At 72.3% G+C, this 23,399-nt stretch carries 20 protein-coding genes; 15 read left to right on the top strand and 5 right to left on the bottom strand.

Annotated elements, in window-relative coordinates:
• Nucleotides 1-56 precede the first annotated feature (56 nt).
• The 3 genes from AB0I15_RS32325 to AB0I15_RS32315 are packed head-to-tail and all read left to right on the top strand — an operon-like array spanning nucleotide 57 to nucleotide 7,001.
• A complete protein-coding gene (locus AB0I15_RS32325) occupies nucleotides 57-3,689 on the top strand; it encodes an AAA family ATPase (protein WP_358103504.1) in 3,633 nt (1,210 codons plus the stop codon).
• A gap of 28 nt (nucleotides 3,690-3,717) precedes the next feature.
• Entirely contained in the window at nucleotides 3,718-4,371 is a 654-nt protein-coding gene (locus AB0I15_RS32320) for a hypothetical protein (protein ID WP_358103501.1), read from the top strand.
• Nucleotides 4,368-7,001: an NACHT domain-containing protein gene (locus AB0I15_RS32315; RefSeq protein ID WP_358103498.1), complete on the top strand. Its 2,634-nt coding sequence runs from the start codon at nucleotides 4,368-4,370 to the stop codon at nucleotides 6,999-7,001. The genes AB0I15_RS32320 and AB0I15_RS32315 overlap by 4 nt, the downstream gene beginning before the upstream one ends.
• A 49-nt stretch (nucleotides 7,002-7,050) precedes the next feature.
• On the opposite strand, the gene AB0I15_RS32310 is transcribed toward AB0I15_RS32315, so the two are convergent.
• Nucleotides 7,051-7,629, bottom strand: a complete 579-nt coding sequence (locus tag AB0I15_RS32310; protein WP_358103495.1) for a hypothetical protein — start codon at nucleotides 7,627-7,629, stop codon at nucleotides 7,051-7,053.
• Nucleotides 7,630-7,738: 109 nt separating this feature from the next.
• A complete protein-coding gene (locus tag AB0I15_RS32305) occupies nucleotides 7,739-8,674 on the bottom strand; it encodes a LysR family transcriptional regulator (protein WP_358103492.1) in 936 nt (311 codons plus the stop codon).
• Nucleotides 8,675-8,782: 108 nt separating this feature from the next.
• Between AB0I15_RS32305 and AB0I15_RS32300 the strand changes: the two genes are divergently transcribed.
• The 4 genes from AB0I15_RS32300 (at nucleotide 8,783) to AB0I15_RS32285 (ending at nucleotide 13,937) form a co-directional block, all read left to right on the top strand.
• Nucleotides 8,783-9,187 carry a hypothetical protein gene (locus AB0I15_RS32300; RefSeq protein ID WP_358103489.1) on the top strand — a complete coding sequence of 135 codons (405 nt, stop codon included), beginning with the start codon at nucleotides 8,783-8,785 and terminating at the stop codon, nucleotides 9,185-9,187.
• Nucleotides 9,180-10,814: a multicopper oxidase family protein gene (locus AB0I15_RS32295; protein WP_358103486.1), complete on the top strand. Its 1,635-nt coding sequence runs from the start codon at nucleotides 9,180-9,182 to the stop codon at nucleotides 10,812-10,814. The genes AB0I15_RS32300 and AB0I15_RS32295 overlap by 8 nt, the downstream gene beginning before the upstream one ends.
• Before the next feature lie 152 nt (nucleotides 10,815-10,966).
• Entirely contained in the window at nucleotides 10,967-12,586 is a 1,620-nt protein-coding gene (locus AB0I15_RS32290) for an FAD-binding protein (protein WP_358103483.1), read from the top strand.
• Nucleotides 12,587-12,683: 97 nt separating this feature from the next.
• Entirely contained in the window at nucleotides 12,684-13,937 is a 1,254-nt protein-coding gene (locus AB0I15_RS32285; protein WP_358103480.1) for a sensor histidine kinase, read from the top strand.
• 35 nt (nucleotides 13,938-13,972) lie between these two features.
• Here the strand turns inward: AB0I15_RS32285 and AB0I15_RS32280 are convergent, their stop codons facing one another.
• A complete protein-coding gene (locus tag AB0I15_RS32280) occupies nucleotides 13,973-14,725 on the bottom strand; it encodes an FCD domain-containing protein (protein WP_358103477.1) in 753 nt (250 codons plus the stop codon).
• A gap of 173 nt (nucleotides 14,726-14,898) precedes the next feature.
• Between AB0I15_RS32280 and AB0I15_RS32275 the strand changes: the two genes are divergently transcribed.
• The 7 genes from AB0I15_RS32275 to AB0I15_RS32245 all read left to right on the top strand — a co-directional run bounded on the left by AB0I15_RS32275 (nucleotide 14,899) and on the right by AB0I15_RS32245 (nucleotide 21,585).
• The gene (locus tag AB0I15_RS32275; RefSeq protein ID WP_358103474.1) at nucleotides 14,899-16,149 is read left to right on the top strand and encodes a sugar ABC transporter substrate-binding protein; all 1,251 of its coding nucleotides are present in this window, start codon (nucleotides 14,899-14,901) and stop codon (nucleotides 16,147-16,149) included.
• A 76-nt stretch (nucleotides 16,150-16,225) separates the two neighbouring features.
• A complete protein-coding gene (locus tag AB0I15_RS32270) occupies nucleotides 16,226-17,170 on the top strand; it encodes a sugar ABC transporter permease (RefSeq protein WP_358103471.1) in 945 nt (314 codons plus the stop codon).
• Nucleotides 17,167-17,982, top strand: coding sequence for a carbohydrate ABC transporter permease (locus AB0I15_RS32265; protein ID WP_358103468.1), 816 nt, complete (start codon nucleotides 17,167-17,169; stop codon nucleotides 17,980-17,982). The genes AB0I15_RS32270 and AB0I15_RS32265 overlap by 4 nt, the downstream gene beginning before the upstream one ends.
• 5 nt (nucleotides 17,983-17,987) lie before the next feature.
• The gene (gene dgoD, locus AB0I15_RS32260) at nucleotides 17,988-19,136 is read left to right on the top strand and encodes a galactonate dehydratase (protein ID WP_358103466.1); all 1,149 of its coding nucleotides are present in this window, start codon (nucleotides 17,988-17,990) and stop codon (nucleotides 19,134-19,136) included.
• Nucleotides 19,137-19,138: 2 nt separating this feature from the next.
• The gene (locus AB0I15_RS32255) at nucleotides 19,139-19,762 is read left to right on the top strand and encodes a bifunctional 4-hydroxy-2-oxoglutarate aldolase/2-dehydro-3-deoxy-phosphogluconate aldolase (RefSeq protein ID WP_358103463.1); all 624 of its coding nucleotides are present in this window, start codon (nucleotides 19,139-19,141) and stop codon (nucleotides 19,760-19,762) included.
• A gap of 61 nt (nucleotides 19,763-19,823) precedes the next feature.
• Nucleotides 19,824-21,053, top strand: a complete 1,230-nt coding sequence (gene manD / locus AB0I15_RS32250; protein ID WP_358103460.1) for a D-mannonate dehydratase ManD — start codon at nucleotides 19,824-19,826, stop codon at nucleotides 21,051-21,053.
• A complete protein-coding gene (locus tag AB0I15_RS32245) occupies nucleotides 21,043-21,585 on the top strand; it encodes a gluconokinase (RefSeq protein ID WP_358103457.1) in 543 nt (180 codons plus the stop codon). Before manD ends, AB0I15_RS32245 begins: the two co-directional genes overlap by 11 nt.
• Before the next feature lie 18 nt (nucleotides 21,586-21,603).
• Here AB0I15_RS32245 and AB0I15_RS32240 read toward each other — a convergent pair whose 3' ends face one another.
• Nucleotides 21,604-22,014 (bottom strand): Rid family hydrolase, encoded by a 411-nt coding sequence (locus AB0I15_RS32240; RefSeq protein WP_358103454.1) that lies wholly within the window; start codon nucleotides 22,012-22,014, stop codon nucleotides 21,604-21,606.
• Nucleotides 22,015-22,094: 80 nt separating this feature from the next.
• Here AB0I15_RS32240 and AB0I15_RS32235 point away from each other — a divergent pair, with 80 nt between their 5' ends.
• The gene (locus tag AB0I15_RS32235) at nucleotides 22,095-22,469 is read left to right on the top strand and encodes a helix-turn-helix domain-containing protein (RefSeq protein WP_358103451.1); all 375 of its coding nucleotides are present in this window, start codon (nucleotides 22,095-22,097) and stop codon (nucleotides 22,467-22,469) included.
• Between the two features lie 66 nt (nucleotides 22,470-22,535).
• Here AB0I15_RS32235 and AB0I15_RS32230 read toward each other — a convergent pair whose 3' ends face one another.
• Nucleotides 22,536-23,384 (bottom strand): aldo/keto reductase, encoded by an 849-nt coding sequence (locus tag AB0I15_RS32230; RefSeq protein ID WP_358103448.1) that lies wholly within the window; start codon nucleotides 23,382-23,384, stop codon nucleotides 22,536-22,538.
• Between the last annotated feature and the right edge of the window lie 15 nt (nucleotides 23,385-23,399).

Below are 23,399 nucleotides of genomic sequence, written 5' to 3'. Positions count from 1 at the left end.
TTTCCAGGCGGAAACGCCATTGATGGGCATGGCCGCGATTAGCCAGAATGAACGCCATGGGCGAGCTGGACGGGGGCGGCCATCGCCGGCCGCGGTCACAGGCGCAGCCGGAGGCTCCGGCGGACCTCCGGCCGCTCCGGAGCCACCTCGCCCGGCTGCCCGCGGGCCGTGCCGACGAGGTGTCCCCCTACCAGGGTCTGGTTCCGTTCGAGACGGGCAGATCCGCGCTGTTCTTCGGGCGCACGCGGGCGACGCACAACCTCCTCGACCGCCTGGCCCGCCGCCTGACGGAGGACGGATCCATCCTGCTGGTGTCGGGCGCCTCGGGGGTGGGCAAGTCGTCGCTGCTGCGCGCGGGGCTGATGCCGGCACTGGCGACGGGCCTGCTGCCGGTCGACGGGTCACAGCGGTGGCCGCGCGTGCTCGTCACGCCGACCGCGAAGCCGTTCCACGCGCTCGCCGCGGGGTGGGCGCAGACGTTCGGCGTGGGCGCCGACACGGTGGACGAGCGGCTGCGGGACGATCCGCGGCGGGCACTGTCCGAGGCCCTCCCGGCGGGCGGCCGTCTCGTCCTGGTGGTCGACCAGTTCGAAGAGCTGTTCACCCTGGTGACCGACGAGCAGGAGCGCCAGGCGTTCGTGCGCGCCCTGCACTCCCTGGCCGAGGGCCCCGACGGCGCCGCGGTGATCGTCGGCGTGCGCGCCGACTACTGGGACCGCTGCGCCGCCTACCCCTCCTTCGCCGAGGCCATCCAGGACGGCCAGGTCATCGTCGAGCCGATGACGCAGTCGGACCTGCGGCTGGCCATCACCGGCCCGGCGGCCTCGGTGGGCCTGGGGATCGAGCCCGGCCTGGTGGAGACCATCCTCGCCGAGCTGGGCGCCGGCGACCGCTACGAGGCCGGCGCCCTGCCCCTGCTCTCGCAGGCCCTGCGCAACACCTGGGAACGACGGGAGAACGGCACCCTGACCGTCCGGGGTTACGAGGAATCGGGCAGGGTCCGCGACTCCGTGCGCCGTACGGCCGACGAGGTCCTCGGGCGGCTGTCGTCCGAGGATCGCAAGAGCGCGCTGCGGATCTTCCGGCGGATGACCCTGATCACCGCGGGCGGGCAGGTGGCGCGGCGCCGGGCGACGCTGGCCGAGGTCCACGCCGCCGCGTCCGCCCGCTCGGCGGTGGAGCGCGAGCGGGTCGAGGCGCTGCTGTCGGCCTTCGCCGGCCGGCGCCTGCTCACCCTCCACGAGGACACCGCGGAGATCGCCCACGACGCGCTCCTGACCGCCTGGCCAACGCTGCGGCAGTGGCTCGAGCCCGACCTCGCCGCGCAGGCCGTCTACGACCAACTCCTCGAGGCCGCCGCGCAGTGGGCCGAGCACCACCGCGACCCCGCCTTCCTCTACCGGGGCGCCCGGCTGCTGGCCGTCGAGGACAACCGGCCCCGCTGGGAGCGCGACCCCGACAGCTTTCCGCCGCCCGGCCCCACCGTCGAGGGCTTCGTGGCGGCCTCCACCCGGGAGGCGCGGCGGGCGGGCCGCCGCCGCCGGCTCGTCATGGCCGGCCTCGCGGTGCTGTCGGCGCTCGCCCTCGTCGCGGCCGGCACCGCCGTCAACGCGGCCAACGACGCCGACGCGCAGCGCAAGGTGGCGACCTCCCGTCAGCTCGCGGCGCAGAGCGAGGTCACCGGCGACACCGCCCTGTCCTCGATGCTGGCCGTGGCGGCGTGGCGGATCGCCGACACCGACGAGGCCCGCAACCGCGTGCTGTCCGCGGCGACCCGCACCGGCCGGGGCAGGCTCACCGGGCACACGAGGGGCGTCATGGACGCGGCGTTCAGCCCCGACGGTTCGATGATCGCGACGGGGAGCGACGACGGCACCGCGCGGTTCTGGGACCTGGCGACGCGGCGGCAGATCGGCGCACCGATCAGCCGGCCGAAATTCGAGTGCTCCAGCGTCCGCGTGGCCTTCAGTCCCAACGGCCGGACGCTGGCCACGGCGTGCGTCAGCACCGTCCGGTTCTGGGACGTGGCCACGCGGCGGCAGATCGGCGCCCCGATCGAGCTCAGGGAGGTCGTGTCGGCGATCGCGTACAACCCCGACGGGAAGACCTTCGTGACGGGAGACTTCAGGGGTCTCGTCCGGCAGTGGGACGCGGCCACGCACCGTCCGCACGGGGCTCCCATGGGCCGCTTCGACGACGGGGTGCAGCTCAAGAGCATGGTCCGGCGGGTGGTGTTCAGCCGGGACGGGAAGACGCTGGTCGCGGCCATGGGCGACACCGTACGGCTCTGGGACGTCGCCACGTCCCGCCGGCTCGGCGCCCCCTTCGCGGGGGACAAGGGGGACATTCTCGACGTCGCCCTGAGCGCCGACGGCAGCACCCTCGCGACCGTGGGCTACGAGCGCGCCGCCCGCCTGTGGGACGTGGCCACGCGCAGGCAGACGGGTTCGCTCAAGGACAGCGTCTACGGTTTCAGCTCGGTCGCCTTCAGCCCCGACGGCACCCGCGTCGTCACCGGCGGCAGCGGCGGCCGTACCGTCCTGTGGGACACGGCCAGCCGGCAACAGGTGCTCTCGCTCCGCGACAACTACGCCGGCGTCGAGCGCGTGGTGTTCAGCCCCGACGGGAGGCTGCTGGCCGCCGCCAGCGACGACGGCGTCGTACGGCTGGCCGACCCGCAGACCCACCTGCAGCTCGGAACCCTCATGCGCGCGCAGGGGACCGTCGCGCTGAGCCCCAACGGACGGACCCTGGCCGCCGGCGTGCGCGACCCGCTGGATCCCGCGATCCAGCTCTGGGACGTGGCCACACAGCGGCCCGTCGGCCCCCCGCTGGTCCCCAAGGGGGCGCGCCGCTCCGTGACCATGATCGCCTTCACCCCCGACGGGCGCACGCTGCTGACCTCCCACCTCGACGGCCTGCGGCTCTGGGACATCGCGAGCCGCCGCGAGATCGCCCGCGACAACACCCTCAAGGGCGTGGCCGCACTCAGCGCCGACGGCACGTTCGCGGCCGTCGAGCAGGACGAGGCCATCGCGTTCTGGGACGTCGCGAGCCGCCGCGAGATCGGGCCGCGCCTGCGCGTCCCCGGGCACACCGACATCATCACGGCGATGGCGATCAGCCCGGACGGCTCGATCCTGGCGACCACCGGCTTCGACAACCGGGTGCGGCTCTTCGACGTGGCCACCCGCCGCGAGATCCCGGGGCCGTCGTCCATGGCCGACGGCGGGTTCATCAACGACCTCGCCTTCAGCCCCAACGGCAGGAGGCTGGCCTTCACGGCGGCCGATCACACCATCCGGCTGTGGGACGTGCCGCAGCGCCGCGCGATCGGCGTCGCCCTGATCATCCCGGGCACCGCGACGAGCGCGCTCGAGTTCAGCCCCGACAGCGAGATTCTCGCCACCGGCTCCATCGACGACAATGTGCGGCTGTGGGATCTGCGGACCTACCGGCAGTTCGGCGCTCCGATGACCGGCCACACCAAGGGCGTGACCGCGCTCGCCTACGGCCGCGACGGCACGACCGTCGTCACGGCCTCGGGCGATGGCACCGCGCGGCTGTGGAACGTCCGCGCGCCCGCCGATCTGGTGGCCGCGGCCTGCGCCAACGCGGGCCGCTCCCTCACCCGCGAGGAATGGAGGATCTACGTGCGACAGGAGGAATACCGCCAGACGTGTCCATGACCGCTGCCCCACCACGGAGAGAGCGAGCATGTTCCTGCGAGGTCTACGGCGACGGACCGGCCGGCCCGTCCCGGAACTGGTCACGCTGTTCCGTTCGATCGTCGACGGCGGGCGCGAGTTCCACCCGATCGCGTCCGACTTCCTCGAACACTTCATGGACGGCGCGGGCGCCTCCAGGACGATGTCACCCCGGTGGCTGCGCTCGTTCAAAGTGATCAAGAAGGCCGAACGCAAGAACCAGCGCCGGTTCGAGCGGCAGCTCGCCCGGGAGGCGGGGCTGGTGCGCGACGGGGAGTCGAGCTGGCTGCGCGACTACTGGGACGCGCGGATCAACGCCTTCATCGGTACGGAGCTGTTCTACGTCAGCAGGATGAGCCTGCTGCGCTCGCAGGGCTCGTTCGTGCTGACCCGGGAAGGACCGGAGGTGCGGGTGTCCGGCACGATCCGCCATCGGTGGTTCGATCCCTACGACTGGGATCGCGGCCGATGGGTCTACATCCCCCGGCACGGCTTCGTGCCCATCGCGGTGGGCCGGGAGCTGGTCGAGGCCGACGAGGCGCGCAACTTCCTGATGGAGTCACGTCACGTCCAGACGCTGGAGGGCGTGTGCTCGGACGGCCGCTGGCCGCAACGCGCCAAGGGAAGGTACACGTGGTCGCTGGTGAGGACGGGACGTCGATGACCGAAGAGCGTCCCCGTCCACCCGATCCCGCCGCGGCGCGCAGCCCGGCGGACTTCGTCGCGTCGCTGGTCCGGCTCAAGCAGTGGGCGGGCGAGCCGTCCCTGAGCAGGCTGCGCTCACTCGCCGGCCAGACGGTGACCTCCGACGGGGTCACGGTCGACGCGCTGCCGAAGAGCACGACGTCGCACGTCCTGCGGCAGACCGACCGGCTGCCGCGGTGGGATTTCGTGCGCGCCTTCGTCACCGCCTGCCTGCGCTACTGCGACCATCCGGCCGAGCTCATCCCGGGCGAGCTCGAACGCTGGCGGGCCGCCAGGGCGGCCCTGGCGGAACCGGGGAGCGGCGCCGCGGCCCCGGCCGATGCCGACGCCGATGCCGACGCCGGCGAGCACACCGCACCGGAGCCCGCGGTGCCGGCCGTGGAGAGCACGGACCTTCCCGGGCCGGATCACGTGCTCGAGCTGCTGTCGCGGCGCGTGGTCCGGGAGGAGGACAGGGCGCGCAGGGGGCTGCTCGGCGGCTACAGCCTCGCGCCCGTCTCCTTCCAGGTGCACGCCGGCTCGGTCCGCCGCGACGACATCCCCGGCGACTCGCCGGACGATCTGCACTCGATCGGCCGGTTCTTCAGCGGCCTGCGCCCGCAGCGCCTGCTGGTCGTGGGCGAGTCGGGGGCCGGCAAGACGGTGCTCGCCATCGAGCTGGTGCTGCAGCTCCTCGACCCCCTGCTGACCGCCGACGGCCGCCCCGGTCACCGGCACGGTCACCGGCAGGTCGTGCCGGTGCGCCTGAACGCCGCCCGCTGGACCCTGGGCAGGCCGTTCGAACCCTGGCTGGCCGAGCAGCTCGCCCACGACTTCGGGCTCGCGCTCAAGGACGCGCTGTGGCTGGTGCGGGACCGCCGGGTGCTGCCGGTGGTGGACGGCCTCGACGAGCTCGACCCCGAGCCGTCGACGGGGCCGCCGCGCCGGGCGATCGGACTGCTGAGCGAGCTCAACCGCTACAGCGACCTGTCCGGGCGGCGCCCGGGGGCGGTCGTCGTGACCTGCCGCGCCGACCGCCACGCCGAGCTGCGCGAAGCCGGGGCCGGGCTCGACAACGCCGCCCGGATCCATCTGCGCAACCTGACCACCGACCAGATCACGACCTACCTGCGCGCCCGCTGGCCGGACGGTCATCGGTGCGCGCCCCGGCGCGACGGCATCCGCGCGGCGCTGTCCGGGCCGGCGGGGCAGGCCGTGCACACCGCCCTCGCCACACCGTGGCGGCTGCTGCTGACCGCGACCGCCGTGGAGTCCGGCGCCGACCCCGGCGAGCTGCTGCGCGCCGACCCGGACGCCGGTCCCCGCGACGGCGCGGCGCGCATCGCCAGGCGGCTGCTGGAGGCGTACGTCCCGGCGGCGACCGATCTCACGCCCCGCACCGCCCACGGCACTCGCTACCAGCCCGCCCAGGTGCGGTCGTGGCTCGTGCACCTGGCGGCCCACCTGCGCTGGCAGGCCGCCCACACCGCCGAGTCGGACCGGCCGCCGCCCGGCCTGACGGCGATCGACATCGTCCCCCACCTGCTGTGGCCGATCGGCGGGCGGCGCCGGGTGCGGGTGCTGCACTGCCTGTGCTGCGTGCTCCTCGCGGTGATCGCCATGCTGGCGTTCTGGACGGGGTCGGCGGTCGACGGTCCCGGCGACCTGCGTGCCGGGCTCGGCTCGGAACAGGCGCTCACCCTGGCGCTCATGGCGGGCTGGGTGAGCATCGCCACCGGCCTGGCGCTGTCGCCGTGGCCGGCCGCCGCCGGCGGGCGGACCAACGTCCCCCGGGAGCGGCGGGTGATGGGCGGCCTGCTGGGCGCCCTGGCCGGGCTCCCCGTCGGGGTGCTCGGCGGCCTGGCCGGGCTCGTCCTGACCGAGGGGAGGGTCTTCGGCCCCGCCTTCGCCGTCGTCGCGGGCGGGATCGGCGGGCTGGTGCTCGGCGCGGTCATCGGGTTGACCGCCGCCGGCCGGCGGGGCGCCGAGCGCGTGATCGTGTCCGAGGCGATCCGCGCCGACCCCGTCACCCCGCTGGGCTTCGGGCTGTGCGGCGCGCTCACCGGCCTGCCACCGCTGCGGCTGGCCCACGTCGGCCCGGCGCCGCTGGCCGTGGGGGTCGCCGGGGCCTTCGCCCTGGCCTTCGCGCTCGGGGTCCTCTTCAAGATCACCACAGGGGGCTGGAGCAAGGACGCGGAGCTGGCCCACCCGCGCGAGGCCCTGCACCGCAACCCGACGATCGGGCTGGCCTTCGGCCTCACCGGCGGTGTCGCCGCCTTCCTGGTGTTCGTGATCAACCAGGACGTGGTCACGTCACTGGTGTGCGCGCTCATCGGCGGCGTGACCTTCGGGTTCGCCTTCGGCGCGATCGCCTGGGCCCGTACCATGATCGGCCTGGTCGTCGCGGCCCGGCGCGGCCTGCTCCCGCTGCGGCTGTGGACCTTCCTCGACTGGGCCTGCGAGGCGCGGCTGCTGCGGGTCAGCGGGGCCACGTACCAGTTCCGGCACCGCGAGCTCCAGGATTTCCTGACGCCGCCCGAACGCCCCGGTGACCAGGGCGGCCCCTCCGGGGACGAGGAGCGGCGTTCGCCCCACCCGCTCCGGCTGTGAGAGCGGGCCGGCATGGTCTCCAAGCCGGGTGCCGGAGCCGGCCTTCCCGTCAGGCGTGGGCGGGAACGGGGGCCGGGGAGGTCCGGCCGGCGAGGGGCGCGAAGGAGATGAGCAGGAGGATGGCTCCGAGCGGCATGAGGTCCTTCTCGACGAACGGCACGACGCAGTCGAGCAGGACCAGGATCGGCGTCCAGACCCTGACGAGACGCTGGGCGGCGAGCTGGGTGACGAGCGCGATCTGGCCGACGAAGAAGAGGAGCGGGCCGCCCTCGTAGACGACGAGGGAGAGCCCGGGAACGGCCTGGACCTGGTCGAAGAGGGCGCCCAGCGCGGCGTGGTCGGCGGCCATGAAGCCGAGCACCACATCGATGCCGAACTGGGCGAGCAGAGTGAGGATGCCGGCGATGCCCAGCCCCGTCCACACCGTGGACAGGGTGTTCCGGCCGGCCATCCGGCGCATCTGCACGAAGGTCGAGGCGAAGAGGACCAGGGCCGCCATGAAGGCGAGATGGCCGGTGGTCCAGGCGAGGCCGGGGCCGCGGGCGCCGTCGAGCCCGTCGAGGATGCGGATCACTCCGTAGGCCAGGACGAGCAGCGGGGCGGCGATGAAGGCGATACGGGGGTTCATGAGGCTCCTCGGAGGTTTGTCTGGCCTCAATCCTTATTTTCGCCGGTCCGGAAGTAATCGCCGGAGAGAGCGATCTTGGCCCTCCCTCTCACGAGTGAGTGCGTGCGGATCAGGCAGGCGCGCGCGGCTCCTGCGGTTCGCCGGTGACCCAGTTCCAGCCGGTGATCGTGGTGCGCATCAGGCGGGCTGCGCTCGAGAGCCGACTGTCGGCGCCCCACAGCAGGGTGAGCGTACGGCGGCAGTCGGGGCTGTCGACGGCGACCCAGGCGACGAGGGAGCGGGTGGAGGCGCGTTGGGCGATGTCGGGGGTGAGACCGATGCCGAGCCCGGCGCTGACCAGGGCATGGATGGCGGCCGGCTCGTCGCCCTCACAGACGATCTTCGGGGTGAGGCCCCTTCCGGTGAAGAGCAGATCGAGCAGCCGGCGTTGCCAGTGCCCCTTGCGGGTGGTGAGGAAGGGCTCGTCGGCGAGCTCGTCGATGCTCACCGAGGCGCGGCCGGCCAGCGGATGATCGAGCGGCGCGGCCACCCACACCGGCTCGTCGAACAGGTGCACCGCTTCCAGGCCCTCGGCGGGGACCGGCTGTGAGGCGACGCAGAGGTCGATGTCCTGGGCGCGCAGATGGCGGGCCATCTCCTCGGCCGGCATCTGGTGGAGCTCGACCTCGACGGAGGGATGGGCCAGCTTGTACGCCGCGAGCGGCCCGGTGAGGGTGAGGAAGGTCTCCGACGCCAGCCTCACGGTGCCGTACCCCTCGGCGGCGGTCTCGGCGACGGCCCGCCGGCCCGCGTCGAGCTCACCGAGAGAGCGTTCGACGTGATCGCGGAAGAGTTTCCCGGCGTCGTTCAGCCGGAGCCGGCCGGCCCGGTCGAACAGCGAGGTGCCGAGTTCGCTCTCCAGCCTGGCGATGGTGCGGCTCAGCGACGGCTGGGCGACGTGAAGCTCGTCGGCTGCGCGGCTGAGGTGCTCCAGCCGTGCCACCACGAGGAACTGCCTGAGCGTGTGGAGATCCATGCGGCGGTACGCCTCACTGACAGGGGTCATGCCGGCCACGACATAACGACATAGCGATATTGATCTTAGACAAGATAACTCACCGATCATAACCTCGGAGACGCCTTCCAACCGGGAGCAGAGTGAGGAGGACGTCTCATGGTCTCCGCGAGTCCCATCGGGTGGGTGCTGCGGGCCGTCGTCAGCGCGCACACGGTGGCGATCGTCGCTCAGCCGGTGTTCGCCGGGGTCTATCTGAGCGGTGACTACGACGGCCTGCGCTGGCATGTGGCCGGCGCCGACGTGGTCACCTCCATCGGCCTGGCGCAGGTGGTCGTGGCGATCGTGGTCTGGGTCCGGCTGCGCCGGGTCTGGCCGTTGCTCGCCACGTCGGCGGTGGTGGCCGCCGAGACGGTGCAGTACTTCGCGGGCCTGGACGGCGCGCTGTGGTTGCACCTCCCGCTGGGGGTCATGACCGTCGCCGCGCTCGTCGTGCTGTTCATCGCCGTGTGGTGCCGGCCCCTGCGGCGGCGACCGGAGCGGCGGGAGGCCGGCGATGCGTGAGCACCAGGACGAGCGATCCGGCGGCGCCCATGGCCTGGGCAGGCGGCGGGTGCTGGGGATCGGCGGGGCGCTCGGGCTGATGGCGGCCACCGGGCTGTCGGCCTCGGCCGCGCTGGCCCGCCGCCCGCCGTTCACCGGTGCCGAACTGCGCAGCGCCGTGCCGCTGCCGCCGCCGTTCCAGGTGCCGTTGCCCATCCCCGCCGTGCTGGCGCCGGTCGGCGCCTCGGGCGGTGCCGACCGTTACGAGATCACCCAGCGCGAGGCGAGCGCGGAGATCCTGCCCGGGATCCGGACGCCGCTGTGGACGTACGAGGGCACCTTCCCGGGGCCGACGATCGAGTCGCGCCGGGGCCGGCCGATCATCGTGACGCATCGCAACGACCTGCCCGTACCGACCGTCGTGCACCTGCACGGCGGCCGCACCCCGGCGGCGTCCGACGGCTACCCGACCGACCTCGTCCTGCCCGAAGCCTGGCCAGGACACGACGGCGCGGGACACGCAGGGACGGTACACGCAGGGGCGGTACACGGCATGCGTGATCCGCGGGCGGTGCGGACCGAGCTGACCCGGGACTACACGTTCCCGCTGGACCAGCGGGCGGCGCTGCTCTGGTATCACGACCACCGGATGGACTTCACCGCCCCCGCGATCTGGCGGGGCCTGGCCGGGATGCAGATCGTCCGCGACGACGCCGAGGACGCGCTCGGCCTGCCCGCGGGCCCGCGGGAGCTCCCCCTCATGATCACCGACCGGGCGTTCACCGCCGACGGCGGTCTCGGCTACCCCTCCCTCGACCCCGCCCTGCGCGAGCGGCCGGGCGTCCGCGAGCCCTATCTCGCCGGCGTCCTCGGCGACGTGATCCTGGTCAACGGCGCCCCCTGGCCCGTCCACGAGGCCGAGGCGGCCCGCTACCGGCTGCGCCTCCTCAACGCCTCCAACGCCCGCCACTACGAACTCGAAGCGGTCACCGACGACGGACGCCGGCTGGACCTCGTCCAGATCGGCGCCGACCAGGGGCTGCTCGCGGCGCCGGTCACCCACCGGCTCCTGCCGATCGCCCCCGCCGAACGCCACGACGTGATCATCGACTTCTCGGCCGTCCCCGTCGGCGGACGCGTCACCCTCGTCAACCGGCTGGGCTCCGGGCGCACCCGCGACGTGATGGCCTTCCGCATCGCCCGCGCCGCCGGCGACGACAGCCGCGTGCCCGCCACCCTGGCCACCGACCTGCCGGCCTGGCGCCGGTCCGACGCGGTCAGGGTGCGCGACTTCGCCTTCCGCACCGGGCGCATGCGCGGCGAGCACGGATGGCTGATCGGCGGGCTCCCGTTCGACCCGGCCCGCACCGACGTCACCGTCCGCCTCGGCGACGTCGAAGTGTGGCGGCTGATCGCCGACGTCCACCACCCCGTCCACCTCCACCTGGCCGCCTTCCGCGTGCTCACCCGCGGCGGCCGGCCGCCCCTCCCCCACGACGCCGGCCTCAAGGACACCATCTCCCTGCGGCCCGGCGAGTCGGCGGAGATCATCACCCGCTTCGACGGCTACCGCGGCCGCTATCTCTTCCACTGCCACAACGCCGAGCACGAGGACATGGGCATGATGGCCAACCTCGAGATCATCTGATCCCGGTCAGCCGATCGGTGGATCCGGCTCGGCCGCCCGGTGGGGTGATGATTCAGCCCCCGTCCCAGGTGATCGGCCGATGTGCGCCCGGCCCGGGTGCTGGGACGGTGAGAACGCCCGGTCGTCAGGGAACCGGAGTCGGAAGGATCGCGATGAGTCGGTCAGAGCGCAACCAGGTGAGTCGTCGTGCGCTGCTCGCCAGTGCGGGTGCCGTGGCGGGAGGCACGTTGGGGGCCGGACTGTCCGGTCCGGCGGCGGCCGCGGAGCCGGCGGTGTTCGGGCCGGTGCGGATCCGGCCGGATGACCCGCGGTACGACGGCCTGCTGCGGGGCAACAACTTCCGCTTCGCGGGACGGCCGGACGAGATCCGCGTGGCCGGCTCGACCGATCAGGTGGTGCGCGCGGTGGCCGAGGCGGTGCGGGCCGGGCGACGCGTCGCGGTGCGCAGCGGCGGCCACTGCTTCGAGAACTTCACCGCCGACCCGGCGGTGGGGACGCTGATCGACCTCTCCCCGATGGACGAGGTCGGCTACGACCCCGCGATGCGGGCGTTCGCGGTGCAGCCGGGGGCCACGCTCGGTCAGGTGTACAAGACGCTGTTCAAGGGCTGGGGCGTGACGATCCCCGCGGGCAGTTGCCCGGGGGTGGGCGCCGGCGGGCACTTCGCGGGCGGCGGGTACGGCGCCCTGTCACGCCGGTACGGCTCGGTGGTCGACCACCTGTACGCCGTGGAGGTCGTGGTGGTGGACCGGGACGGCACCGCCCGCGCGGTGGTCGCCACCCGTGAGCCGGACGACCCGCACCACGACCTGTGGTGGGCGCACACCGGCGGTGGCGGCGGCAACTTCGGGGTGGTCACCCGCTACTGGCTGCGCTCGCCCGGCGCCACCGGCACCGACCCGTCCCGGCTGCTGCCGGCCTCGCCGCGGGAGATGCTCGAATGCGTGCTGGCCTGGTCCTGGGAGGGCATGACCGAGCAGGCGTTCACCAGGCTGGTGCGCAACTTCGGCACCTGGCACGAGCGCAACAGCGCGCCCGGCTCGCGGTCCGCCGGCCTGTACGCGATCTTCCTCCTGAGCCACCGCAACGCCAGCTACTTCTCGCTGGCCGCGCAGATCGACGCCGGCCTGCCCGGCGCGCAGGGCCTGGTGACCGATTTCGTGTCCGAGCTGACCGCCGGCACCGGCGTCGAACCGATCGTCGACACCCGGCGGACGATGCCGTGGCTGCACATGATGACCTGGCCGGGCACGGGTGAGGCCGGCGACGCGATCGCCCGCCGGTACAAGATCAAGGCCGGCTACCTGCGCCGCTCGCTGACCGGCGAGCAGATCGCCGCCGTCCACCGCAACCTGACGAACTCCACCGGCCACCAGGACTCCGGCATGCTGCTCATCGGCTACGGCGGCCAGGTGCGCGCGGTGCCGCCGGGGGCCACCGCGCTCGCCCAGCGTGACGTGGTCATGAAGGCGGTCTACCAGACGACCTGGACGGACGCGGCCGACGACGCGGCCAACCTCGCCTGGGTCCGCGCCCTCTACCGCGACGTGTACGCCGGCACCGGCGGTGTGCCGGTGCCCGGCGAGGTCAGCGACGGCTCCTACATCAACTATCCCGACACCGACCTGGTCGATCCGGCCTGGAACACCTCCGGCGTGCCGGGCCGAACGCTCTACTACAAGGACAACTACCCCCGTCTCCAGCAGGTCAAGGCCCGCTGGGACCCGCGCGGCGTCTTCCGGCACGCCCTGGCCGTCGAACCGCCCGCCTGACAGCCCGCCTGACGGCCCGCCTGATCGGGCGACCGTGAACGCGCCGGCCGTGGCTAGATTGTCCACGGGGAAGCACGAGCCATGGAGGAGCGGGCGGATGGACGGTGCCGCGCCGCGCCGGTCGCCGGCGGTGACCGGCGTCGTCCCGTACACCCTGCTGGCGAGCCTGGCCGTCGTCACGGTGGCCATCAGGGACGCACAAGGCCGGTCCCCGCTCATCGACCTGGCCCTGTGCGCGCTGGCGGCCGTGTGGATGCTGGGGGTCTTCACGCTGCGGCCCGCCTGGCGGGAGCGCCCGCCGGTGATGGCGGCGTTCGTCGCCGTGCTGATCGTGATCATGGCGGTCCTGGTGGTCAGGGCCCCATGGTTCGGGTTCTTCACGCCCGCCGGCTACATCTACGCGTTCCGGGTCCTCCCCTGGCCGTGGCGGCAGGCGGGCGTCGGCGGGGTGGCGGTGGTGGCGGGCACGGCGCAGGCGTACGCCGTGGACCTGGGCACGCCCATGGGGCTGGTCACGTACGCCGCGGTCGTGGCCGCGAACGTGATCCCCATGTGCGGATTCGCCTGGTACGCCCGGCGCAGCGACGAGCAGAACGAGGAGCGCGTGCGGGCGCTCGACGAGACGCGCGAGGCGAACCGCAGGCTGGAGGAGACGCTGGCGGAGAACGCGGCCCTGCACGAGCAGCTCGTGGCCCAGGCCAGGGAGGCCGGCGTGCACGACGAGCGGCAGCGGATGGCACGCGAGATCCACGACACCCTGGCGCAGGGTTTCACCGGCATCATCAGCCAGCTCCGCGCGGCCGAGCAGGCCGAGGACGATCCGGCGCGGTGGCGCCGGCACCTCGCCGCCGCGACCGGGCTGGCCAGGGAGAGCCTGTCGGAGGCGCGGCGGTCGGTGGACGCGCTGCGTCCCGAGCCGCTGCGGACGGCGCGGCTGGGCGAGGCGCTGGCGGACGTGGCCGGCCGCTGGGCGGCGCTGCACGAGATCCCGGTCCAGGTCACGACGACCGGCACGGCGCGGCCGATGCGGCCGGAGGCCGAGGTCGCGCTGCTCAGGGCCGCGCAGGAGGCGCTGGCCAACGTGGCCAAGCATGCGCGGGCGACCCGGGTGGGGGTGACGCTGTCGTACCTGGAACACGAGGTGGCGCTGGACGTGCGCGACGACGGCGGCGGCTTCGACCCGGCCCGGCTGGGGAGCGGCGCCGCTCGCCCCGGGTTCGGGCTGGTCGCGATGCGGCAGCGGATCGAGGGCCTGTCGGGAACGCTGGAGATCGAGTCGGAGCCCGGCGCCGGCACGGGCATCTCGGCCCGCGTCCCCGCGGCGGTGGAGCCGCCCGGTCACCTCCGGTAGGGCACGGCTCGCGGCGCCGTGAGCCGTGCCCGGCGCTAGTCCGCTCCGGTCCGTTCCCACATCGTCTTCATCTCGGCGAATCCCTGCTCCATGATCCCCACCATGGCCTCCCGGGCCCGCTCGCCGTCGCGCCGCTGGATCGCCTGGGCCACGTCGGTGTGCAGTTGCAGCGCCCGCTCGTCCGGGTAGTGCGGCATCAGGTGGTAGTGGTGCCGGCCGGCCAGCACCTCGGCGACGATCAGTTGCAGCTTCGTGAACATCTCGTTGCCGGAGGCGGCCAGCACCCGCCGGTGGAAGTCGATGTCCAGGTCGAGGAAGCGGGCCTCGTCGCCGGCCTTCCCGGCGGCCCACATCTTGGCCGCGAGCCCCACTAATTCGCTCGCCTCGTCGTCGTTGATCCGCTCGGCGGCCAGCCAGGCGGCGTGCGGCTCGATCGCGGTCCGCAGCTCGGTGATCGAGCGCATCTGCGCCATCCGCCCGTCCGAGGCGAGCCGCCAGCGGATCATCTGCGGATCGAACACGCTCCACGCCTCGGGGGGCTGGATCATGATGCCGACCCGGCGGCGGGTCTCGATGAGGCCCATGGACGCGAGCACCCGCAGCACCTCGCGGATCACCGAGCGGGAGACCTGATAGCGGTCGACCAGGTCGTCGATGCTCAGGACGGAGCCGGCGGCCACGTCGCCGTTGCAGATGGCGGTGCCGAGGTGGTCGAGGACGCGTGCGTGCAGCCCGGACTCGGCAGGGGCGTGCTGGGTGGGTGCACCCTCTGGAGAGGACCGATTCACGACATAAAGCATATCAGTTGGAGGTCTACTCTTGAATAAATCAGCTTTATTGTCCTAGCATCCCGGCATTAAGCAGATGTTACGAGAGTGTGGCGCCCTTCCGGGGGGCGGCGGCCATGACAGAAAGGCGAGATGACGTGCGACGTCGATCAATATTCGGTACATCTCTGGCCGTGGTTGCCGCCATGGGCCTGTCCGCCTGTGGCGGTGGCGGTGGCGGCGACGACGCGTCCAAGACGGTCCGGGTCACCCTGGCCAACCACGTGTGGACGGAGAACGTCAAGCAGGCACTGCCCGCGTTCGAGAAGCAGACCGGGCTCAAGGTCGAGATCACCCAGCTCGGCGAGGACCAGCTCTCCGACCAGTACAACGTCAAGCTGAACGCCGGCTCGTCCGACATCGACGTGATGATGTACCGCCCTCTTCAGGAGGGCAAGCTCTTCGCCAAGAACAAGTACCTGGCCGACCTGTCGGAGCAGGTGAAGTCCCAGGCCTTCGACTTCGGTGACTTCCAGGCCGGACCGGTCGAGGCCACCGCGTACGAGGGCAAGCCGGTCGGTGTCCCGATCATCACCGAGCAGGAGGTCCTCTACTACCGCAAGGACCTGCTCGCCAAGGCCGGCCTGAGCGCCCCGCCGAAGACCCTCGACGAGCTGAAGGCCGCCGCCGCCAAGGTCAAGGAGGCCGACCCGAGTGTCGCCGGCTTCGTCGCGCGCACCGGCAAGTCGGCGGCGGTCACCCAGTTCTCCAGCTTCCTGTACAGCTTCGGCGGCGACTTCGTCGACGGCGGCGGCAAGGCCGCGGTCAACAGCGAGGCGGCCAAGCAGGCGTACGCCTACTACGGCGGCCTGATCAAGGACTCCGGCCCGGCGAACGTCAGCACCGACATGGGCTGGCCCGAGGCGATGGCCATCTTCACCCAGGGCAAGGCCGCCTTCTACACCGAGGCGAACTCGCTCTACAAGAACGCCACCGACCCGGCCAAGTCCAAGATCTCGGGCAAGGTCGGCTTCGCGCCGTTCCCGGCCGGCCCGGGCGGCTCGAAGCCGTACAACATCCCGTCGTGGGCGCTGGGCATCAACTCCGCCTCCGAGAACACCGGCAACGCCTGGAAGTTCATCGAGTGGGCCACCAGCAAGGAGCAGACGCTCGCCCAGCAGAAGTCCGGTGTGCCGGGCGCCCGCACCTCCGTCTGGGACAACCCGGAGGGCACCTCGACCTTCCCGAAGGACCTGGCGGAGGCCATCGCGGCCAGCACCAAGGCCGGGGTGGGTCATGACCGGCCGCTGGTCGTGAAGGTCGCCGAGGCGCGCGAGATCGTCGGTCAGCCGCTCGTCGACGCGATCACCGGCAAGGACGCCGCGACGGCCGCCGACACGGCCAACGCCGCGTTCCAGAAGTTCCTGGACGACGAGGCCAAGTAGGCCGCGCACGCGGGCGGGGGGGCCGAGCGCCCCGCCGCCCGCGTCCCCGCCGGCCCGGCCCACCCCTGGAGACCTCATGGCAACGATCACCACCAAGACGCCGCGCAGCGCCCCCGCCGCCGCCCCGGACACGCCCGGCTGGGCGCGCTGGGCCAACGACCACCGCAAATGGCTCTTCGCCGCGCCCGCGATGGCCTTCGTCGCCGCGCTGATCGTGTTCCCGCTGGCCTGGACCGGCTACCTCAGCCTGACCGACGCCGAGGGCTCCGTCCGCGCGGAGAGCGAGTTCGTGGGCCTCCAGAACTATCTCGACGTCTTCTCGGACACCGAGCGGTTCTGGCCCGCCGTCGGACGGACCGCCACGTTCACCGTCGTCGCGCTGCTGTTCGAGGTGGTCCTCGGGATGGCGGTCGCGCTGCTGCTCTGGCGGCCGTTCAAGGGGCAGCGCTGGGTCCGGGTCGCCATCCTGATGCCGCTCGTCGCCACCCCGGTCGCGGTCGGCATGATGTGGCGGCTCATCTTCGACCCGAACATCGGCCTGGCCAACCAGGTGCTCGGCTGGGTCGGCATCGGCCCGCAGCCGTGGCTCGCCGGCCAGCACACGGCCCTGCCCACCACGATCTTCATCGACGTGTGGCAGTGGACGCCGATGGTGGTGCTGATCCTGCTCGCCGGGCTCACCTCATTGTCGGAGGAGCCGCAGGAGGCGGCGCGCATCGACGGCGCCAGCACCTGGCAGCGCTTCCGGCACGTCACCCTGCCGCTGCTGATGCCCACGCTGACGGTGGCGATCCTGCTGCGCGGCATCGACGCGCTGAAGACCTTCGACATCCTCTACGCCACGAAGGGCCGCGGTGGCGGGTCTTTCCACGAGGTCGAGACCCTCAACGTGTACGCCTACGGCCTCAGCTTCGACTACAACGAGTACGGCGTCTCCTCCACCGTCCTCATCCTCTTCTTCCTGATCATCATCGGGGCGATGTGGGCCCTGACCGCCCGGCGCAAGGAGGCCAAGCGATGAAGCCCCGACCCGCGTACCAGGTGTTCCGGGTGGCGGCGCTCACCTTCGTGGTGCTCGCGCTGCTCGCCCCGCTGGTCTGGATGATCGCCGCGTCGTTCAAGACCAACGTCGACATCTACGACCCGGGCAAGGCGCTGTCCTTCGCGCCCACCGTGGACAACTACGCCAAGGTGCTCCAGCAGGCGAACTACGTCGAGTTCATCGTCAACAGCCTCTGGGTGGCGTTCGCCGCCACCGTGGCGTCGCTGGTCCTCGGGCTGCCGGCGGCGTACTCGATGAGCCGGTTCAACATGAAGAAGTCCGCGCTGGTGGTGCTGATGGCCCGGGTCATCCCCGGTGTCTCGCTCCTGGTGCCCTGGTACTACGTCTTCTCCAACCTGAAGATGGTCGGGGGCTTCGGGGTGCTGATCATCAGCCACATGTTCGTCTCGCTGCCGCTGGTGGTCTACATCATGATGGGCTACTTCGACAGCCTGCCCGAGGAGCTGGAGGAGGCGGCGCTGGTCGACGGGCTGACCCACATCGGCGCGTTCCGGCGCATCACCCTGCCGCTGTCGGTGCCGGGCATCGCCACCGCCGGGATCCTGTCCTTCATCTTCTCCTGGAACAACTTCATGTTCGCGCTCGTGCTCTCCGACGCCGACACCAAGACCCTGCCCGTGGCGATCTTCGACTTCGTCGGCTACGCCAGCATCGACTGGGGCGGCCTGATGGCCGCGACCACCGTGGTCACCCTGCCGATCATGGTGATCGCCCTGTTCGTGCAGAAGTACGTGGTCTCGGGGCTCACCGCCGGCGCGACGAAGGGCTGACCGACATGACGACCATCGCGCGCATCGAGACCTTCCTCGTCGCCCCCCGCTGGCTCTTCGTCCGGGTGGAGACCGAGTCCGGGATCGTCGGCTGGGGCGAGGCCACCTGCGAGGGGCGCTCCGAGACCGTCCGCACCGCCGTGCACCAGCTCGCGGAGCTGCTGGTCGGCCGGGACGCGCTGCGCATCGAGGACCACTGGCAGGTGCTGACCAAGGGCTCGTTCTACCGGGGCGGTCCGATCCTGGCCAGTGCCGTGGCGGGCCTCGACCAGGCCCTCTGGGACATCGCCGGCAAGCACTTCGGCGCCCCGGTGCACCAACTGCTCGGCGGCCCGGTCCGTGACCGGATCCGGGTGTACGGCTGGGTCGGCGGTGACGAGCCCGGCGAGGTCCGCGACCACGTCGCCGCCCAGGTCGAGGCCGGGCTCACCGCGGTCAAGATGAACGCCTCCGGCAGGATGAGCCCGGTCGCGTCGGTCGCCGAGCTGGACGGCGTGGTCGCCCGGGTGGCCGCCGCGCGGGAGGTGCTCGGCGACGACCGTGACGTCGCCGTCGACTTCCACGGGCGGTTCACGCTGGCCAACGCCCGCCGGGTGGCGCCGCTGCTGGAGCCGTACCGGCCGCTGTTCCTGGAGGAGCCGGTCGTCCCGGAGAACTCGCACCTCATCGGCGAGTTCGTCCGCTCGACCACCGTCCCGGTGTCGACCGGGGAGCGGCTCTACAGCCGGCAGGAGTTCCTGCCCGTCTTCCAGGCCGGCATCGCGGTCGCCCAGCCGGACCTCTCGCACGCCGGCGGCATCACCGAGGTACGCAAGATCGCCTCGCTCGCCGAGGTGTACGACGTGCAGCTCGCCCCGCACTGCCCGCTCGGCCCGATCGCCCTCGCGGCCTGCCTGCAGGTCGGCTTCGCCACGCCGAACTACCTGATCCAGGAGCAGAGCATCGGCATCCACTACAACCTGGGCGCCGAGGTGCTCGACTACTGCCTCGACAAGACCCCGCTGACCTTCGTGGCCGGACACGTCGAGCGGCTCACCGCGCCCGGCCTGGGCATCGAGATCGACGAGCAGGCGGTCCGCTCCGCCGACAAGAGAGGGCACGCCTGGCGCGGCCCCATCTGGCGGCACCCGGACGGCTCCTTCGCGGAATGGTGACCATGACCTGCGACCTCACCGAGACCCTGACCACCACCCGGCTCCTGGCCATCATCCGGGGCACGGACACCGCCGCCGCCATCGCCACCGGCACCGCGCTGCTCGCCGAGGGCGTGCGCGTCCTGGAGGTGGCGCTGACCACGTCCGGCGCGCTCGACGCCATCGCGGCGATCCGGGCGGACGCGCCGGCGGGCTCGCTGGTCGGCGCCGGCACCGTGCTCACCGAGGCCGACGTCGCCGACGTGGTCGCGGCCGGTGCGCAGTTCGTCGTCACCCCCGGGGTCGTCGACTCCATCGGTGCGGCGGTCCGCCGGGGGCTCGCGGTCGCCGCCGGGGCGCTCACCCCGACCGAGGCGTACGCCGCGGTCCGGCAGGGCGCGACCGCGGTGAAGCTCTTCCCGGCCTCGCTGGGCGGGCCGGCGTACCTGAAGGCGCTGCGCGACCCGTTCCCGGACCTTCCGTTCGTCGCGGTCGGCGGGGTGGGCCTGGCCGAGTCGCCCGGCTACCTCGCCGCGGGCGCGATCGCCGTCGGCGTCGGGGGGCCGCTGATCGGCGACGCGGCGTCCGGCGGTGACCTGGACGCCCTGCGGGAGCGGGCCCGTGCCTACCTGGCCACGACGTCATGAACCCCGGTCAGCCCGATGACCGGCGCCCCGCGCCCGTACCATTCGTGAGAAAGGCACCCACGTGAAGATCGTCGCTGCGGACGTCATCGTCACCAGCCCCGACCGCAACTTCGTCACCCTCAAGATCACGACAGACGAGGGCATCACCGGGCTGGGCGACGGCACCCTCAACGGGCGGGAGCTGTCGGTCGTGTCATACCTGGCCGACCACGTCGTCCCCCTGCTGATCGGGCGGGACCCGCATCGGATCGAGGACACCTGGCAGTTCCTCTACCGCTCGGCGTACTGGCGGCGCGGGCCCGTGACCATGGCCGCCATCGCGGCCGTGGACGTGGCGCTGTGGGACATCAAGGCCAAGGCCGCCGGAATGCCGCTCTACCAGTTGCTCGGCGGCGCCTCCCGGACCGGGATCATGGCGTACGGGCACGCCTCGGGCCGCGACCTGCCCGAGCTGTTCGACTCGATCCGCCGGCACCTGGAGCTGGGCTACCGCTCGATCCGGGTGCAGACCTCCGTGCCGGGCATCAACGCCGTGTACGGCGTGGCCGCCCAGCCCAGCGCCGACGGCAAGCGGTACGACTACGAGCCGGCCCAGCGCACCGCGCTGCCCGCCGAAGAGGACTGGGACACCCGCGCCTACCTGCGCCACCTGCCCGGGGTCTTCGAGGCGGTCCGCAACGAGTTCGGCCCCGAGCTGCCGCTGCTGCACGACGGGCACCACCGGATGACCCCCATCCAGGCCGCCAGGCTCGGCAAGGCGCTGGAGCCGTACGACCTGTTCTGGCTGGAGGACTGCACTCCGGCGGAGAACCAGGAGGCGCTGCGCCTGGTCCGCCGGCACACCACCACGCCGCTGGCCATCGGCGAGGTCTTCAACACCGTGTGGGACTACCAGACCCTGATCCGCGAGCAGCTCATCGACTACGTCAGGTCCGCCGTCACCCACACCGGCGGGATCACGGCCATGCGGAAGCTGCTCGACTACGCCGCCCAGTACCAGATCAAGTCCGGCATCCACGGCCCGACCGACATCTCGCCGGTCGGCATGGCCGCCGCCCTGCACCTGGACCTGGCGATCCACAACTTCGGCATCCAGGAGTACATGCAGCACGGGCCGGCGACCAACGAGATGTTCCGGCAGTCGTTCACCTTCTCCGAAGGCTACCTGCACCCCGGTGAGCTGCCCGGGCTCGGTGTGGAGCTCGACGAGCAGGCCGCGGCGCGGTTCCCGTACCAGCCGGCGTACCTGCCGTTCAACCGGCTCAAGGACGGCACCGTCCATGACTGGTGAGCCCGGGACCACCCGGCACGTCGTGGTGATGGGCGTGTCGGGCGCGGGCAAGACGACCGTGGCCCGCGGGATCGGCGAGCTGACCGGCCTGCGGTTCGCGGAGGCGGACGAGTTCCACCCGGAGGCCAATGTGGCGCGGATGCGCGCCGGCATCCCGCTGGACGACGCGGACCGCTGGCCGTGGCTGCGTGACCTGGCCTCCTGGATGGCCGCCCGGCACGCCGAGGGCGTCTCCACGGTGCTGGCCTGCTCGGCGCTCAAGCGCTCCTACCGGGACGTGCTCCGCCAGGGCCCGCCCGGCGTCGAGTTCGTCCACCTCAGCGGGTCCGCGGAGCTGATCAGGGACCGGATGACCCGCCGCACCGACCACTACATGTCGGCCGGCCTGCTCGACTCGCAGCGGGCCATCCTGGAGCCCCTCGGCGCGGATGAGTCCGGGCTGGTGCTGGAGGTGACGCTGCCGCCGGACGAGCTGGTGGCGGCGGTGGTCACCCGGCTCGGCCTGCCCACGGCCACGGAGCCGACCCGTTGACCGTCCCCTGTCCGCCTGTCAGTCGAGGACGGCGTACGCCTCGACCTCCACGAGCACGTCAGGCTCGAAGAGGTAGTCGACGCCGATGAGCGACACCGGCGGCAGGGGTTGGGGTATTCCGAGCTCCTCGGCGACCCGCTCGATGCCCGCCATGAAGTCGTCCATCTTCTCCGGGCTCCAGTGCGTGACGAAGAACCGCAGGCGCACGACGTCGGCGAAGCCCGCCCCGGCGCCGGCCAGCCCGAGCGCGGTGTTGCGCAGGGCCTGCTCGACCTGACCGGTGAGGTCACCGGTCGCGACCGGGTTCGCCTCCGCGTCGCGCGCGATCTGGCCGGCCACGTGCACCTGGCGGGTGCCCGTGGCGATCGAGACGTGCTGGTAGGGCACGGGCCGCATCATGCCCTCAGGGGTCAGCAACCGCACGGTCATGGGATGTCCCTTCACTTGCCTTTCAGTGGTATCCCACGTATACCTGGTACACGAAAGGAACCTCAACGAGACCAGGTGTCATGCTGGAAACCTCCCACGACGCGTCCGAGAGCCTGGCGATCACCGCGCCACACCGTGAGCTGCTCGACCAGGTGCTCGACAAATGGTCGCTCCAGGTGCTCGACAAGCTGTGCGAGCGGCCCTCGCGCTTCAACGAGCTGCGCCGCGCGATCCCCGTCGTGACACAGAAGTCGCTGACGGTGACGCTGCGGCGCCTCGAGCGCAACGGGATGGTCGAGCGGGTCATCGTGAGCTCACGGCCCATCGCCGTCGAATACCGCATCACGCCGCTGGGGACCACGCTCCAGGAGCTGATCGACGCGCTCCTGTGCTGGACCACCGTCAACATGCCGAGCGTCGAGCGCGCCCGCGCGAGGTTCGACGCCGAGGAATGACGCGGGCGCGTCCGGCGGCCCCTCCGCCGCCGGGAGGACCGGCTCCCGGAGGCGGAACGGTCGCGGTCAGGCGAGGTCGGCGAGGTCCTCATCGGTGAGGGCGATCGACCGGGCGGCCAGGTTCTCCTCCAGGTGGGCCACGGAGCCGGTGCCCGGGATAGCCAGGGTGACCGGCGACAGGGCCAGCAGCCAGGCCAGGGCGACCTGGTGGACCGTGGCGCCGTACCGTTCGGCGACCTTGACCAGGCCGGGGTCGTTGATGTCGGCCCTGCCGCCGCCGAGGGGGAAGAAGGGGACGAAGGCGATGCCGGCCTGCGCGCAGGCGTCCAGGACGGCCGTCTCGTCCCGGTTGGCGATGTGGAAGTTGTTCTGGACGGCCGCGACAGGGGCGATCGCGCGGGCCTCGGCGAGATGGCCGGCATCGACGTTGCTGACGCCCAGGTGGCGGATCAGGCCCTCCTCGCGCAGCGCGGCGAGCACCTCGAAGCGCTCGGCGAGCGACTCCCCGTGCGGGGGCTCCATGGCGCCGATGCGCAGGTAGACCAGGTCGAGTCGGTCCAGGCCCAGGCTTTCGAGGTTGGCTTCGACCTGGGGCCGGAGATCGGCGGCGGTGCCCTGGCCGGGGCCGTTGGGACCGAAGACCGGGCCGACCTTGGTGGCGATGACGAGGTCGTCCGCGTAGGGGGCCAGAACCTCGCGGATCAGGGTGTTGGCGCGTACCGTGCCGTCCCCGCTGCGGTAGAACTCGGCGGTGTCGATGTGGCCGACGCCGAGCTCGACGGCGCGGCGCAGGACGGCGCGGCCGGACTCGGGGTCGCGGGCGGGCCCGCCCGGGCCACCTGCGGGCAGGCGCATGGCGCCGAAGCCGAGCCGGTCGATCGTCAGGTCGCCGCCGAGGCGGAACTGGTCGGTCATGTCTCTCCTCATGAT

The sequence above is a fragment of the Nonomuraea sp. NPDC050643 genome (genome assembly GCF_040654715.1).
Lineage (GTDB): Bacteria > Actinomycetota > Actinomycetes > Streptosporangiales > Streptosporangiaceae > Nonomuraea.
This window is presented reverse-complemented; position numbering and strand designations above follow the sequence as displayed.